General features: G+C 69.7%; 16 protein-coding genes. 2 read left to right on the top strand and 14 right to left on the bottom strand.

Translation table 11 applies throughout. The annotated features are described in order from the left end of the window. Positions 1–81 precede the first annotated feature (81 nt). Entirely contained in the window at positions 82–1,317 is a 1,236-nt protein-coding gene (locus ABVN73_RS00500; protein ID WP_188258823.1) for an argininosuccinate synthase, read from the top strand. An 80-nt stretch (positions 1,318–1,397) separates the two neighbouring features. On the opposite strand, the gene ABVN73_RS00505 is transcribed toward ABVN73_RS00500, so the two are convergent. The 3 genes from ABVN73_RS00505 to ABVN73_RS00515 form a co-directional block, all read right to left on the bottom strand. Continuing rightward, positions 1,398–3,068, bottom strand: coding sequence for a methyl-accepting chemotaxis protein (locus tag ABVN73_RS00505; protein WP_353858456.1), 1,671 nt, complete (start codon positions 3,066–3,068; stop codon positions 1,398–1,400). Positions 3,069–3,288: 220 nt separating this feature from the next. Next, a complete protein-coding gene (locus tag ABVN73_RS00510) occupies positions 3,289–3,723 on the bottom strand; it encodes a VOC family protein (RefSeq protein WP_353858457.1) in 435 nt (144 codons plus the stop codon). Beyond that, positions 3,724–4,137 carry a rhodanese-like domain-containing protein gene (locus tag ABVN73_RS00515; RefSeq protein WP_353858458.1) on the bottom strand — a complete coding sequence of 138 codons (414 nt, stop codon included), beginning with the start codon at positions 4,135–4,137 and terminating at the stop codon, positions 3,724–3,726. 174 nt (positions 4,138–4,311) lie between these two features. On the opposite strand from ABVN73_RS00515, the gene ABVN73_RS00520 reads away from it, so the two are divergent. Beyond that, positions 4,312–4,752, top strand: coding sequence for a YkvA family protein (locus tag ABVN73_RS00520; protein WP_353858459.1), 441 nt, complete (start codon positions 4,312–4,314; stop codon positions 4,750–4,752). A 4-nt stretch (positions 4,753–4,756) separates the two neighbouring features. Here ABVN73_RS00520 and ABVN73_RS00525 read toward each other — a convergent pair whose 3' ends face one another. From ABVN73_RS00525 to ABVN73_RS00575, 11 genes are all read right to left on the bottom strand, one after another. Continuing rightward, positions 4,757–5,689, bottom strand: coding sequence for a DMT family transporter (locus ABVN73_RS00525; RefSeq protein WP_353858460.1), 933 nt, complete (start codon positions 5,687–5,689; stop codon positions 4,757–4,759). A 122-nt stretch (positions 5,690–5,811) separates the two neighbouring features. Then, entirely contained in the window at positions 5,812–7,245 is a 1,434-nt protein-coding gene (gene ccmI / locus ABVN73_RS00530; RefSeq protein WP_353858461.1) for a c-type cytochrome biogenesis protein CcmI, read from the bottom strand. Beyond that, positions 7,245–7,730, bottom strand: coding sequence for a cytochrome c-type biogenesis protein (locus ABVN73_RS00535; protein ID WP_353858462.1), 486 nt, complete (start codon positions 7,728–7,730; stop codon positions 7,245–7,247). Before ABVN73_RS00535 ends, ccmI begins: the two co-directional genes overlap by 1 nt. Continuing rightward, complete coding sequence (locus tag ABVN73_RS00540) at positions 7,727–8,263, bottom strand: DsbE family thiol:disulfide interchange protein (protein WP_014238694.1); 537 nt, start codon at positions 8,261–8,263, stop codon at positions 7,727–7,729. Before ABVN73_RS00540 ends, ABVN73_RS00535 begins: the two co-directional genes overlap by 4 nt. Before the next feature lie 13 nt (positions 8,264–8,276). Further along, complete coding sequence (locus ABVN73_RS00545) at positions 8,277–10,268, bottom strand: heme lyase CcmF/NrfE family subunit (protein WP_353858463.1); 1,992 nt, start codon at positions 10,266–10,268, stop codon at positions 8,277–8,279. 55 nt (positions 10,269–10,323) lie between these two features. Next, complete coding sequence (gene ccmE / locus ABVN73_RS00550) at positions 10,324–10,779, bottom strand: cytochrome c maturation protein CcmE (RefSeq protein ID WP_038525715.1); 456 nt, start codon at positions 10,777–10,779, stop codon at positions 10,324–10,326. Further along, positions 10,776–10,994, bottom strand: coding sequence for a heme exporter protein CcmD (gene ccmD, locus ABVN73_RS00555; protein ID WP_353858464.1), 219 nt, complete (start codon positions 10,992–10,994; stop codon positions 10,776–10,778). Before ccmD ends, ccmE begins: the two co-directional genes overlap by 4 nt. 31 nt (positions 10,995–11,025) lie before the next feature. Continuing rightward, positions 11,026–11,745, bottom strand: a complete 720-nt coding sequence (locus tag ABVN73_RS00560) for a heme ABC transporter permease (protein WP_137139735.1) — start codon at positions 11,743–11,745, stop codon at positions 11,026–11,028. Between the two features lie 235 nt (positions 11,746–11,980). Next, positions 11,981–13,027 carry a DMT family transporter gene (locus ABVN73_RS00565; RefSeq protein ID WP_353858465.1) on the bottom strand — a complete coding sequence of 349 codons (1,047 nt, stop codon included), beginning with the start codon at positions 13,025–13,027 and terminating at the stop codon, positions 11,981–11,983. An 85-nt stretch (positions 13,028–13,112) separates the two neighbouring features. Beyond that, positions 13,113–13,802 (bottom strand): ABC transporter permease, encoded by a 690-nt coding sequence (locus ABVN73_RS00570; RefSeq protein ID WP_035669708.1) that lies wholly within the window; start codon positions 13,800–13,802, stop codon positions 13,113–13,115. 3 nt (positions 13,803–13,805) lie between these two features. Then, positions 13,806–14,510: an ABC transporter permease gene (locus tag ABVN73_RS00575; protein ID WP_014238679.1), complete on the bottom strand. Its 705-nt coding sequence runs from the start codon at positions 14,508–14,510 to the stop codon at positions 13,806–13,808. Positions 14,511–14,582 lie beyond the last annotated feature (72 nt).

Below are 14,582 nucleotides of genomic sequence, written 5' to 3' on the forward strand. Positions count from 1 at the left end.
TGAGCGGGACCGATTGATTCGCATCGGTCGTAGGGCTACTGTCCGGCACCGATATTTTTCCCCACCCGCGTGAGTAGTCCCATGAGCGGTGCGTCCGGCAAACAGATCAAGAAAGTGGTGCTCGCCTATTCGGGCGGCCTCGACACCTCGGTGATCCTGAAGTGGCTTCAGGAAACCTATCAATGCGAGGTGGTGACCTTCACCGCCGACCTCGGCCAGGGCGAGGAGCTGGAGCCGGCGCGCAAGAAGGCCGAGCTTCTGGGCATCAAGCCGGAAAACATCTTCATCGACGACCTGCGCGAGGAGTTCGTGCGGGACTTCGTGTTCCCGATGTTCCGCGCCAACACCCTCTATGAGGGCACCTACCTGCTCGGCACCTCGATCGCGCGCCCGCTGATCGCCAAGCGCCAGATCGAGATCGCCAACCAGGTCGGCGCCGACGCCGTGGCCCACGGCGCCACCGGCAAGGGCAACGACCAGGTCCGCTTCGAGCTGGGCTACTACGCGCTCCGCCCGGACATCAAGATCATCGCCCCGTGGCGCGAGTGGGATCTGAACAGCCGCACCCGGCTGATCGACTACGCCGAGAAGAACCAGATCCCGATCGCCAAGGACAAGCGCGGCGAGGCCCCGTACTCCACCGACGCCAACCTCCTGCACATCTCCTACGAGGGGAAGGCGCTGGAGGACCCGTGGGTCGAGCCGTTCGAGGACATGTACACCCGCTCCGTCGCCCCGGAGAAGGCCCCGGACACCCCGACCTACGTCGAGGTCGAGTTCAAGCGCGGCGACGCCGTGGCGATCGACGGCAAGGCCCTGTCCCCGGCGGCCCTGCTGACCGAGCTCAACCGTCTGGGCGGCGAGAACGGCATCGGCCGTCTCGACCTCGTCGAGAACCGCTACGTCGGCATGAAGTCGCGCGGCGTGTACGAGACGCCGGGCGGCACCATCCTGCTGGCCGCCCACCGCGCGATGGAGAGCATCACGCTCGACCGCGGCGCCGGCCATCTGAAGGATGAGCTGATGCCGCGCTACGCCGAGCTGATCTACTGCGGCTACTGGTTCAGCCCGGAGCGTCTGGCGCTCCAGGCTCTGATCGACCAGACCCAGGAGACGGTGAACGGCGTGGTCCGCCTGAAGCTGTTCAAGGGCAACGTCACGGTCGTCGGCCGCAAGTCGCCGAACAGCCTCTACCGCATGGATTATGTGACGTTCGAGGAAGACAGCGTCTACAACCAGAAGGACGCGGAAGGCTTCATCAAGCTGAACGCGCTCCGCCTGCGTCTGGGCGCCATGGCCCGCGCCAACGTCAAGTAAGCGCGAGACCTGTTTCGGATGTGGAACGAGGGGGCTTCGGCCCCCTCGTTTCGTTTCTGCAATGGTCGTGGGCCGTCCGCTCACGCCGCCCGGATGTTGACGAGGAAGCGCTCGACCTCCAGGCGGAGCGTTTCCGCCTGCCGGCTCAGCTCCTCGGCCGACGACAGCACCTGGGAGGCCGCCGACCCGGTCTCCACCGCGGCCTGATGGACCTGGACGATGCTGCCGGACACCTCCGTCGTGCCGTGGGCGGCCTGCTGGACGTTGCGGGCGATCTCGCCGGTGGCGGCACCCTGCTCCTCCACCGCGGCGGCGATGGTGGTGGCGATGCCGTTGATCTCGCCGATCGTCCCGCCGATGGTCTTGATGGCGCGGACGGTTTCGGTGGTCACCCCCTGGATCGTCTGGATCTGGGTGGCGATCTCCTCGGTCGCCTTGGCCGTCTGGTTGGCCAGCGACTTCACCTCCGATGCCACCACGGCGAAGCCCTTGCCGGCCTCGCCGGCGCGGGCGGCCTCGATGGTGGCGTTGAGCGCCAGCAGGTTGGTCTGGTCGGCGATGGCCTTGATGAGCCCGACCACCTCGCCGATCTTCTGACCGGCCTCGGCCAGCCCCTGGACCGTCCGGTCGGTGCGGGCCGCCTCCTCCACGGCGTTGCCGGCGATGGTGGTGGAGGTCGCGACGTGGCGCCCGATCTCGGTGATGGAGGCGGACAACTCCTCGGTGGCGCCGGCGACCGCCTGGACGTTGGTGGTGGCCTGCTCCGACGCGGCGGCGACCGTCGACGCCTGCCGGCTGGTCTCCTCGGCGGTGGACGACATGGACTCCGCGGTGGCGCGCATCTCGGTGGCCGCGGAGGCCAGCATCTTCAGCGTCGCGTGCACCGTGCTGTCGAAGCCGACGATGTAGGTCTCGACAAGCGCCTGCCGGGCCTCCTTGCGGGCCTGCTCCTGGCGCTGCTCCTCCTCCATCCGGCGGTTCGCGACGGCGGAGTCCTTGAACACGGCCAGCGAGCGGGCGAGGGTGCCGACCTCGTCCATCCGGTCCGTGCCGTCGACGGTGATGCCGAGATCGCCCTTGGCGAGGCGCTGCATCAGTTCGGCCATGGCGCGCAACGGGCCGACCACGCGGAACAGCGTCGTCGTCACCGCGAAGGCGGCGGCCAGCACGCCGAGCAGCACCGCGATCCCCAGGATCCAGCGGGAGGTGTCATAGGCGGCGTTGGTCCGATCATACTCGGCCTCGGCCTCCTTCAGTTGAAGGTCGACCAGCTTGCCGACGGCCGCGGCCACCGGGTCGATGCTGGGGTAGAGGGTGGACACCGCGAAGGCGTCCAGCGCGGCCTGATCCCTGGCCTGCATCAGCGCGCGGGCGGTCGTGGCGGCGGCGCGCGCCTTGCCCATGTGGCGCTCGGCCTCGTTCGCCAGTTCCTTTTCGCGGGCGTTCATCGAGGTGGCCGTGAAGGCCGACCAGCGCGCCGTGATCTCGCCGAGCGCGGCGTCGATGGACTTGAGGCCGCCTTCCCACGTCTCGGCACCGCCGCGCACCTTGTGCGTGGTGTCGACGATGTTGACGGCGAACATGTCGGAGACGACCTTCAGGTCGCGCAACGGGACGACGCGGTCCTTGAACACCGTCTCCATGCCCCGGTGTGCCTGCCCCAGGGCCAGCCAGCCGGTGGCCGCAATCGCGAGAAGAAAGAAGCATAGAACAGAGAGGGCAACCAAAAGGCGTGCTTTGACCGTAGACATCGGCTTATTCCACGATGCGTTGACGTTGCAGGTCACCGCATCGTGGATGAAACATATTAATATTAAGCTACATTTTAACGAAAATATATTTCGCCAAAAAGTGACATTTCTCGTTATCGAGCGACACCGTCATGACTGCCATGACGGTGTCCTGCTCTGAACGGCGCCAGATGCCTTCACCACATCTTCGAGCAAAGATTGCAGGTGGGCAGCGTGCCGCTCACCCCTCCAGCCGGAAGCTCCCGTCCTCGCCCAGCGCGGCGAAGGGGTTCCAGGCGACCTCCCAGGGATGGCCGTCCGGGTCGGCGAAATAGCCGCTGTAGCCGCCCCAGAAAACGTCCTGCGCCGGCTTCAGAATGCGCCCGCCGGCCCGCTCGGCCTGGGCCATGACGGCGTCCACCTCGGCCTTGCTGCGAAGGTTGTGGGCGAGCGTGATGCCGCCGAAGCCCGAGATCGGGCCGGCCTCCGCGAGATGCGCGTCCTCGGCCAGCGCCTCCCGCCCGAACAGGGCGAGCGCCACGCCGCCCAGCTGGTAGAAGGTGATGGCGTCCTGGCTGACCGGCGAGGGGGTCCAGCCCAGCCCCTCCTCGTAGAAGCGGCGGCTGCGCGTGAGGTCGGCGACGCCCAGCGTGATCAGGCTGACTCTCTGTTCCATTCAGCTGTCCTTCCGTTCCGTGGCGGGCGGCATGGCGACGGGCAGCCCGGCCTCCTTCCAGCCCTTGAAGCCGCCCTCCAGGTGGCAGACGTTCTCCAGCCCCATCGACTGCACGGTGTCGGTGGCGAGCGCCGAGCGCCAGCCGCTGGCGCAATAGAAGACGAAGCGCTTGCCCGACGCGAAGACCGGCTTGTGATAGGGGCTGTCCGGGTCCACCCAGAATTCCAGCATGCCGCGGGTGGCCGGGAAGGCGCCGGGGATCATGCCGTCGCGCGTCAGTTCGCGCGGGTCGCGGATGTCCACGAAGACCACGTCGGGGTTGCCGTGCAGGGACAGCGCCTCCTGCGGCGTGATCGCCTGGATGCGGGCGTTCGCGTCGGCCAGCAGTTCCTTGTAGCCCTTCTTCATCGGCATGGCGGTTTCCTCCTTTTGACCCTTTGGCCGCTTCCGACCCTTTGGCCGTAATCGAACCCTTGGCGGGACCGTTGGCGCGTCTGCGCTGTTGTCACTCCACGCAACTGTGCAACAGGCCGCCCCGCCCGGTCCACCGGGAAGGCCGGCCGGTGCAGGGGGAGCCCAGGGAAAGCCATGCCGATCGCCACCGACGGACCCGCCGAAGCCGCCGCCGCCTTGCCCACCGTCATCGACCCGGTCCGGGTGGAGCGGAACGAGCGCTACGTCCGCCGCCGCTTCTGGAACACGCTGCGCGCCAACCTGCACCGCATTCCCTTCCTGGAACAGGCGCTGGCCGCCTTCTTCTGCGCGACCGACCCGCAGACGCCCTTCAAGGCGAAGGCGATCCTGATGGCGGCGCTGGCCTATTTCGTGCTGCCCGCGGATTCGATCCCGGACTGGCTGATCGCGGTCGGCTTCGTGGACGATGCGGCGGTGCTGGCCACGGCCGTCCATGCGGTGCGCAGCAACCTGAAACCCGAGCATGAGGACCGCGCCCGCGCCGCCCTGCGCAAGGAACAGGGGATGAAGCCCCCGGACGAAGCCTCCGGCATGAAGCCCGCCGGGAACGGCTGACCGCTCACGCCTTGGCGGACGCCGTCCGCTCGGCCCGTGACTGCGCCGCGTCGCGGTGCGCGGTGTAGAGGGCGGAGGCCGCGATCACCCCGGCGCCGACCCAGCCCCACAGGTCCATGGCCTCGCCGAACAGCGGCCAGGCGAGCAGGGCGGTGAAGGGCAGGCGGGCGTAGTCGTAGGGCATCATCGCCGAGGCCGGCGCCAGCTTGAAGGCGCGGGTCATCGCCAGCTGCCCCAGCGTCAGCACGCCGCCCAGCAGGACGAGCCAGCCGAGCGCCGTCCAGCTCGGCCATTCCCACACGAACAGGGCCGGCACCAGGGCCATCGGGGTCAGGAACAGCCCCATGTAGGCCACCACCACCATCACCCCGTCGGACGTCGCCAGCGCCCGCACCTGGAGGGTGGTGGCGGCGGCGGCGACGCAATGCAGGACCATGACGAGGATTGTCGGGTCCAGGGTGGCGTCGTCGGGGCGGATGACGATCATCACCCCGGCCAGCCCGACCAGGACGGCGGCCCAGCGCCGCGCCCGCACCGTCTCGTTCAGGAACAGCGCCGCCCCGGCGGTGACGAACAGGGGAATGGTGAAGCTGAGCGCCGTGGCGTCCGGCAGCGGCATGTGGGTGACGCTGTAGAACCAGCACAGCATCGCCACCAGACTGGTCGCCGAGCGCGAGGCGTAGAGCCCCACCCGGCCGGTGCGCAGCCGCCCCAGCCCGACCGCCGCGAGCCAGGGCAGCATGAACATCAGGCTGAACAGATTGCGGAAGAAGACGATCTCGAAGGGGTGAAGCTCGCCGCTGACATGGCGGATCATCGCGTTGCCGATGGCGATGAACAGGGCGGCCCCCAGCATCCAGAAGGCCGCCTCAAGCGGCTTCCCCGCCATGCCGGGGCCGGTGGCGGGACCTTTGGCGGTGAGCGCGGGGTTGGGCAATCGGTCGCGTCCCTGGCGGATCGGCCTGCGGGTGGCGCCCCGTTCGCGGCAACGCCACCCCAGCGTGCATGGCTATCCTGCTCTTCGGACCGCTCCGGCTGCAAGGGACATTCGGGAGAGGATCAGCCGCCGGCCTTCAACGAATCGAGGCGGGCGCGAATCAGCGTGTACTCCGGCTCCTCCGGCTTGAACTGGGCCAGCAGGCGGGTCCACAGGTCGGTGGCCTCGGCGGTCCGGCCGATGCCCGCGGCGTTCAGGCCGAGCAGCCAGAGCGCGTCGCGGTTGTCGGGCTCGGCCGCCAGAGCCTGACGGAGCGAGGCGACGGCCTCCTCCGGCATCGGGCCGGGCTTGCTGCTCCGCGGTTCCGCCGACAGCAGGGCGGAGGCGTAGGCGACCAGCACGTCGGGCCGCTGGGGCGCCCGTTCCCGCGCCTTGCGGGCGGCGTCGATGGCCTTCGCCGACTCGCCCATCACGCCGTAGGAGCGCGACAGCCGCAGCCAGCCGTCGACGTCGTCCGGGTTGGCCTCCAGCCGGGCGGCCAGCCCGTCGACCATGCCGCGGATCATCTGCTGCTGGTCCTCGCCCCCGGCCTGGCCCTGCGCCTGACCCTGGTTCTGTCCCTGGTCCTGGGCCACCGGCGGCGGTTGCTGGGCGGGCAGGGGCTGCGGCGTCACCTTGGCCGGATCGAGGTTCAGCGCCTTGGCGGCCTCCGCGATCTGCGTCCGGACGACCGGCACCCAGGGCGCGTCGGCGTGGGACTCGGCGAGCAGGGCGCTCCAGCGCTCCAGCGCGTCCTTGGTGTCGCCGGCCTGGAAGCGGGCCAGCGCGGCGTAGAAGCGGGCGCGCGGCTCCGTCGGATCCTTCGCCAGAACGCGGTCGAAGGTCTTGCGCGCCTCCTCCGGGACGGTGCCGCCGTTGGCTGAGATCAGGACCTCGCCATAGCTGCCGAGAAGCTCCAGATCGTCGCCGGCCAGGGCGACCGCCTTGCCCAGGGCGTCGGCGGCCTCGGGCAGGCGGCCCATCTTGGCGTAGGCCTGGCCGAGGATGGCCCAGCCCTGCGGGTCGTCGGGGGTCTCGGCGAGCTGCGCCTTCAGCTTGTCCATCGCCGCCAGCACGGTCTTCGGCGGCCCGCCGCGCTCATGGTCGAGGTTGCGGGAGGCCAGCGGCTGGGCCGGCAACTCCGGACGGCCCAGCTTGCCGTAGACGGCCAGGGTGCCGAGCGGCAGCAAGACGGCCAGCAGGGCGGCCAGGGCCATCGCGCTGCGCGGCGCGCGGGCGGTGGCCTTGCCCTTCGCCCCATCCTTCGCGGAGCCCTTGCCGTGGTCGGCGATGGCCAGCATGCGGCGGCCGATCTCGGCGCGGGCGGCGGCGGCCTGGGCCTCGCTGATCAGGCCGCGGCCCTGGTCGCGCTCCAGCTCGCCCAGTTGGTCGCGGTAGACCTCCAGGTCGTAGGCGGCACGCTCCTCGGCGGCACCCTCGGTCTTCCTCAGCAGCGGCGGCACGATCAGCAGCACCACGGCCGCCGTCAGCGCGGCGGCGACGATCCAGAACAGCATCAGGCTTTGTCCTTGCGGAGCAGGGCGTCCAGGCGCCGCCGCTCGTCCTCGGTCAGCGGGGCGGTGTCGCCGCCCGCGGCCACCAGGCCATCGGCGGCGCCCTTGCGCCCGCGCAGGTACAGGGCCGTCACGACGCCGCCGATGGCCAGGATCACGAAGGGGCCGATCCACAGGAACAGCGTCGTCGCCTTGAAGGGCGGGCGCAGCAGCACGTAGTCGCCGTAACGGTCGGTGACGAAGCTCAGCACCTGCTGGTTGGTGTCGCCGGCGGTCAGCCGCTCGCGGACCAGCACGCGCAGGTCGCGGGCCAGCGGCGCGTTGGAGTCGTCGATCGACTGGTTCTGGCAGACGAGGCAGCGCAGGTCCTTGCTGATCTCGCGCGCGCGGCCCTCCAGCGCCGGGTCCTTCAGCACCTCGTCGGGCTGGACGGCGGAGGCGGCGAGCGGCGCCAGGACGAGCAGGGCGGCGAGCAGAAGGGCTTTCACGACGCGCTCCGCAGATGCTTGACCATGGGCAGGATCTGCTCCTCGACCACCTGCGGGGTCAGGGGGCCGACATGCTTGAAGCGGATGCGGCCCTGGCGGTCGAGCAGGAAGGTCTCCGGCACGCCGTAGACGCCCCAGTCGATGGACACGCGGCCGTCCAGGTCGACGCCGATGCTGGCGTAGGGATCGCCGTTGCGGTTCAGCCAGGCGATGGCGTCCTCGGCCTTGTCCTTGTGGTTGATGCCGCGCACCGTCACGCCCTGCTCGCGGGCGAGCCGGGTGATGATCGGGTGCTCGGCCTTGCAGGGGATGCACCAGGAGGCGAAGACGTTCACCAGCGTGACGTCGCCCTTCAGCGTCGCGTTGGACAGCCCTTCCTTGTGGCCCGGCAGCGGCGGCAGGGAGAATTCCGGCGCCGGCTTGTCGATCAGGGCGGACGGGATGTCGCGCGGGTCGCGGTCGAACCCGCGCAGGAAGGCCACGCCGACACCGACGAACAGCAGCAGCGGCAACAGGTAGATCAGGCGGCGCATCGGAGGCGTGTCCTTACTCGGCGGGCTGAAGGGTGCCCTTGGCGGCGCGGCGGCGCTCCGGGGCGCCGACGCGGAAGCGGCGGTCGGACAGGCTGACCAGCCCGCCCAGCATCATCCCCAGCGAGCCGATCCAGATCCACGGCACCAGCGGGTGATGGTAGAGCCGCACGGTCCAGGCCGTGCCGTTCTGCGTCGGGTCGCCCAGCGCCACATAGACGTCGGACAGCCAGGTGGTGTGGATCGCCGCCTCGGTCGTCGTCATGCGGGTGACCGGGTAGCTGCGGCGCTGCGGCGTCAGGGTGGCGATGGTCCGGCCGTCGCGGGTGACGGTGAAGACGCCCTGCTCGGCGCTGTAGTTCGGTCCCTGCACCGTGCCGACGCTGTCGAAATGCACGGCGTAGGCGCCGACCATGGCGTCGTCGCCCGGCTTCATCGCCTTGATCGTCTCGCTCTGCCAGGCCGAGGTGCCGGTCATGCCGGCGATGGCGATGCCCATGGAGGCGTGGGCGATCGTCATGCCCCAGGCGCTGCGCGGCAGGTTGACCGCGCGGTTCCAGCTGTCCTTCGCCGGGATGCGGAACAGCCGGATGCGCTCGGCGAACTCGGCGATCGAGCCGAAGAAGGCCCAGGCGGCCAGCGCGACGCCGACCAGAGCCAGCAGCGGGCCGCCGCCGTTGGTGACGTAGGCGGCGATGGCGACGCAGGCCACGGTGGCCACGCCGGCCGTCCACAGCCGGGTCAGGGCGCCCAGCAGGTCGCCGCGCTTCCAGGCCAGGAAGGGGCCGACCACCATGGCGATCACCATCGGGATGGCGACCGGGATGAAGGTGGCGTTGAAGAAGGGCGGGCCGACCGACACCTTGCCGAGGTCGAGCACGTCGAGGAACAGCGGGTAGAGCGTGCCGATGAAGACCGTCGCCGTCGCGGTGGACAGCAGCAGGTTGTTCAGCACCAGCGAGCCTTCGCGGCTGACCGGGGCGAACAGGCCGCCGGTCTTCAGGCTGGGCGCCCGCACGGAGTAGAGCAGCAGCGAGCCGCCGGTGGCGATGGCCAGCAGGACCAGGATGAAGACGCCGCGGGCCGGGTCCACTGCGAAGGCGTGGACCGAGGTCAGGATGCCCGACCGCACCAGGAAGGTGCCCATCAGCGACAGCGAGAAGGTGATGATCGCCAGCAGGATGGTCCAGGTCTTCAGCGCGTCGCGCTTCTCCACCACGATGGCGGAGTGCAGCAGCGCGGTGCCGGCCAGCCAGGGCATGAAAGAGGCGTTCTCGACCGGATCCCAGTACCACCAGCCGCCCCAGCCCAGCTCGTAATAGGCCCACCAGGAGCCGAGCGCGATGCCGGCGGTCAGGGTCGACCAGGCGGCCAGCGTCCAGGGACGCACCCAGCGCGCCCAGGCCGGGTCCACGCGCCCTTCGATGAGCGCGGCGACCGCGAAGGAGAAGGCGACGGAGAAGCCGACATAGCCCGCGTAGAGGAAGGGCGGGTGGAAGGCCAGGCCGGGGTCCTGCAGCAGCGGGTTCAGGTCGTTGCCGTCGAGCGGCGCCGGGACCACGCGCAGGAAGGGGTTCGAGGTGATCAGGATGAACAGCAGGAAGCCGACGCCGATCATGCCCTGGACGGAGATGACGCGGGCCTTCAGCGAGGGCGGCAGGTTGCGCCCGAAGATGCCGACCGCCGCGCCGAACACCGTCAGCATGACGACCCACAGCATCATCGAGCCCTCGTGGTTCCCCCACACGCCCGACACCTTGTAGAGCATCGGCTTCATCGAGTGGCTGTTGGCGACCACGTTCGACACGCTGAAGTCCGACACCACATGCGCCCAGGTCAGGGCGCCGTAGGCGACCAGGACCAGCAGCATCTGGGCGATGGCGGCGGGGCGGGCGACGCCCATCCAGGCGGCGTTGCCGGTGGCGGCGCCGACCAGGGGGACGCCGGACTGCACCAGCGCCACGAACAGCGCCAGCACCAGCGCGTAATGGCCGAGTTCGGGAATCACGGGCCCGATGCTCCCTAAAAGAACGGAATGGAGAGGAGTGGAGAAGCCGCCGGCGTCACGAGCTGGGCTTCTGCTCCTTCGAGTTCGCCTTGAAGTGCTCCGCCTCCTTCAGCGCGGCGGCGACCTCCGGCGGCATGTAGTTCTCGTCGTGCTTGGCCAGCACCTCGCGCGCCTGGAAGACGCCGTTGATCATGCGGCCTTCCGTGATGACGCCCTGCCCCTCGCGGAACAGGTCGGGAAGCTGGCCGCGGTAGCTGACGGCGACGGTGTGCACCGTGTCGGTGACGCGGAACTGGGTGGTCACCCCGTCGGGCATCTTGCTGACGCTGCCTTCCTCGACGAGGCCGCCCAGGCGGAAGTTGCGGTCGCCGATGTCCTGGGTCTGCAACTGCGTCGGGCTGAAGAAGAAGACGATGTTGTCCTCGAACGCCGTCAGCGTCAGGGCGGTGGCCGCGCCAAGGCCCAGCAGGGCGAGGCCCAGCATGTAGAGGCGCCGTTTCTTGCGGGTCATCCTTCACCAACCTCCGCCGCGGGCGACGCCGCGGCTCCGTTGCGCGTCCGGCGCCGCCGCGGCGGGCGGCTGCCTTCCAGCGCCTTCAGGGTCGTCTCGGCGCCGCGCAGCGCCTTCAGCGTGGCGACCAGCAGGCCGACCATCACCAGCGCCGCCACCGCGTAGGACGACCAGACATACGCGGCGTAGCCGCCCATCGCGAAAAATTCAGCCATCCTTGCCTCCGGCCCCGCCTGTTCCCGTGCCTCAGCCCTGCGCCTCGGTCAGGCGCATCGTCTGGATCTTGCGTTGCACGATCTCCGCCCGCAGGCGCAGCAGGACCACCGTGATGAAGTAGGCGGTGAAGCCCAGCGCCATGACCAGCAGCGGGACCAGCATGGACCCGTCGATGGTCGGCCCGCCCATGCGGATGACGCTGGCCGGCTGGTGCAGGGTGTTCCACCAGTCCACCGAGAATTTGATGATCGGCACGTTCACGATGCCGACGAGAAGCAGCACGTTGCCCGCCCGCGTCCCGCGCTGCGGGTCGTCGAAGGCGTTCACCAGCGCCATGTAGCCGAGATAGAGGAAGAACAGGATCAGCACGCTGGTCAGCCGCGCGTCCCACACCCACCACGTCCCCCACATCGGCGCGCCCCACAGCGAGCCGGTGACGAGACAGATGAGGGTGAAGCCGGCGCCGACCGGGGCGGCCGCCTTGGCGAACAGGTCGGCCAGCGGATGCTTCCACACCAGCCCGCAGGCCGCGGCGATGGCCATGTTGACGTAGACGAACAGGCTCATCCAGGCGGCGGGGACATGGATGTACATGATCCGCACGGTGTCGCCCTGCTGATAGTCGCGGGGCGAGCCGATCAGCGCGATGTAGAGCCCGACGATCAGCAGGATCACGGTCGCCCCCGCCGTCCAGGGCAGGATCGCCGCCGACAGGCGCTGGAAGCGGGCAGGATTTGCAAATCGATGCATAGGACCTATGGGCCTCTGGTCGTGCTGCGGACGATATAAGCTCAGTGATGCCCCAGCGCGAGGGGTTTCGCCTTGATCTTGGTCAGGAAACATGGCCGCACACCGTGGTGTTTTCAGGACGGTGCGGCGGCCTGTCGCACTGACGGTACGACGGGTTGACGCGGCCTTTCCATGCTACGTTGGTGCAGGGCGGGTGAAAAAGTCCGTCCGGCCCCGGAGAGGGGGGGCGCCGCGCTCAGTGCCGGTGCGCGTGGTGGGCGTCGGGAAAGTGGGCGTGCCGGTGCCGCAGGCGCCCGTGATGGTGCCGGTGGCTGTGCGGTTCGGTCACCGGGCCGTCGTGATGGTGCCGGTGATGCTCGTCGTGGATGTGCGGGTGGTCGTGCTCCATCTCGTCATGGTCGTGCTCGTGGTCGTGATCCTCCGTCAGGTGCAGCCAGACGCCGGCCCCCATCAGGACCGCCGCTACCGCCAGCCCGAGCGTCACGGGCTCCCCGAAGATCGCCAGGGAGGCGATGCCGCCCACGAAAGGAGCCGTCGAGAAATAGGCCCCGGTGCGGGCGGCGCCGATGTGGCGCAGGGCGACCACGAACAGGACGAGGCTGACGCCGTAGCCGAGCAGCCCGACCAGCATCGCCGCCGCCGCGGTCGGCAGGGCGGGCGGGCCGTCGCCGAGCGCCAGGGCGATCCCGACATTGACGCTGCCGGCCACCAGCCCCTTGATCGTGGCGATGTCCGCCGGGTCGGCCAGGGACACCTTGCGGGTCAGGTTGTTGTCCACCGCCCACATCAGGCAGGCGGCGGCGACCGCGGCCGGTCCCCACCCGCCGGCAAGGCTCACCGGGCCGCCCCAGGACAGCACGGCCGCCCCCGCCACGATGGCGGCCATGCCGGCGACGAGGCGCCGGTCGGCGCCCTCGCGGAAGACGAACCACGCCAGCAGGGCGGTGAACACCCCTTCGAGATTGAGTAGCAGCGAGGCGGTGGAGGCCGGCGTCGCGGTCAGCCCGGCCATCAGCAGCACCGGCCCGGCGACGCCCCCGGCCGCGACGGCGCCCAGCAGCCAGAGCCACTCGGCGCCGCGGAGGCCGCGTTCGCCGCGCTTCGCCGAAGCCGTCAGCCCGCGGACCAGACGGAGCAGCCCCAGCCCGATCCCGGAGCCGAGATACAGCAGGCCCGCCAGCATCCAGGGGGACAGGTCATGGACCAGCAGCTTCGCCAGCGGCGTGCCGATGCCGAAAAGGACCGCGGCCAGGATGGCGGTCGTCGCGCCGGTTCGGGGCATGAGCGCCTCGCACGCCTGTTGGGTGAGGGAAGACCTCTTGCCCCCACCCTAACCCTCCCCCGCTTCGCAGGGGAGGGGATGAAGGCTAACCCCGCGCCCGCAGGTAGGGGGTCATGCGCCATTCCGCGTAGCGGATCAGGCGCGAGGCGATGAAGTTCAGCAGCAGATAGATGCTGCCCGCCACGATGAACACCTCGAACACCGCGAAGCTCTGCGCGATGATCTTGCGGGCGATGCCGGTGATCTCCAGCAGCGTGATGGTGCTGGCGAGCGAGCTGGCCTTGACCATCAGGATCACCTCGTTGCCGTAGGCCGGCAGCATCTGGCGGATCGCCACCGGCATCACGATCCGGCGGAACAGCAGCGTGCGGGACATGCCGCAGGCCCGTGCCGCCTCGATCTGCCCCTGCGGCACCGACAGGATGGCGCCGCGCAGGATCTCGCTGGTGTAGGCGCCGGTGTTCAGCGTCAGCGCCAGGATCGCGCACCAGAAGGGCTCGCGCAGGTAGATCCACAGGAAGCTGCTGCGCACCAGCTCGAACTGGCCCATGCCGTAATAGATCAGGAAGATCTGCACCAGCAGCGGCGTGCCGCGGAAGACGAAGACATAGGCGGCCATCAACCGCTCGGTGACGCGGTTGCCGTACAGCCGCAGCAGAGCCACCGCGAAGGCCACGCCCGCGCCGAACAGCAGCGCCAGCCCGACCAGTTGCAAGGTCACCGGAACGCCGCGCAGGAGGGTGGGCACGCTGTCCCACATCAGTTCCCAGTTCATGGGTCAGGCCCTCCGCACGCCGCGATTGGCGTAGCGCTCCGCCCGCTCGAACGCCACCGTGGAGACGGTGGTGAGCAGGAGGTAGAGCACCGCCGCGGTGGTGTAGAACAGGAACGGCTGGCGGGTCGACCCCGCCGCCACATGCGACACGCGCATGATCTCGGCCAGCGCCGTCACGGAGATCAGCGCCGTGTCCTTCAGGGTGAGCTGCCAGACGTTGCCCAGCCCCGGCAGGGCGTAGCGCAGGGTCTGCGGCACCAGGATGCGGCGCAGGATCAGCCAGCGCGACATGCCGCAGGCGCGCGCCGCCTCGATCTGGCCGTGGGGCACCGCCTGGACCGCGCCGCGGATCACCTCCGTCGAATAGGCGCCGGAGATCAGACCGACCGCCAGCACGCCGATGGAGAAGGCGTTCAGCTCGATGTAGCCCTCGTAGCCGAAAACCCGGCCGACGGCCATGACCGCGCCGCTGCCGCCGAAGAACAGCAGGTAGATGACCAGCAATTCGGGGACGCCGCGGACGACGGTGGTGTAGACCTCCGCGACGCCGGTGAGGGCGAGGTTGCGGCTGAGCTTCGCCGACGCGCCGAGCGAGCCGAAAACGAGACCGAGGACGAAGGCCGACACCGACACGGCGACCGTCATCGCGGCCCCGCCGAGAAGCTGGCCGCCCCACCCGTTCGGGCCGAAGGAGAGAAGTTCGAACATGCGCTCCGAAAGGGCTCCGAACCGGGTTCCCCTCCCCCCGCGACGGAGGAGAGGGGGACGTCCCTTGCTGCG

This window comes from Azospirillum formosense (assembly GCF_040500525.1).
In the GTDB taxonomy this organism is placed as follows: domain Bacteria; phylum Pseudomonadota; class Alphaproteobacteria; order Azospirillales; family Azospirillaceae; genus Azospirillum; species Azospirillum formosense_A.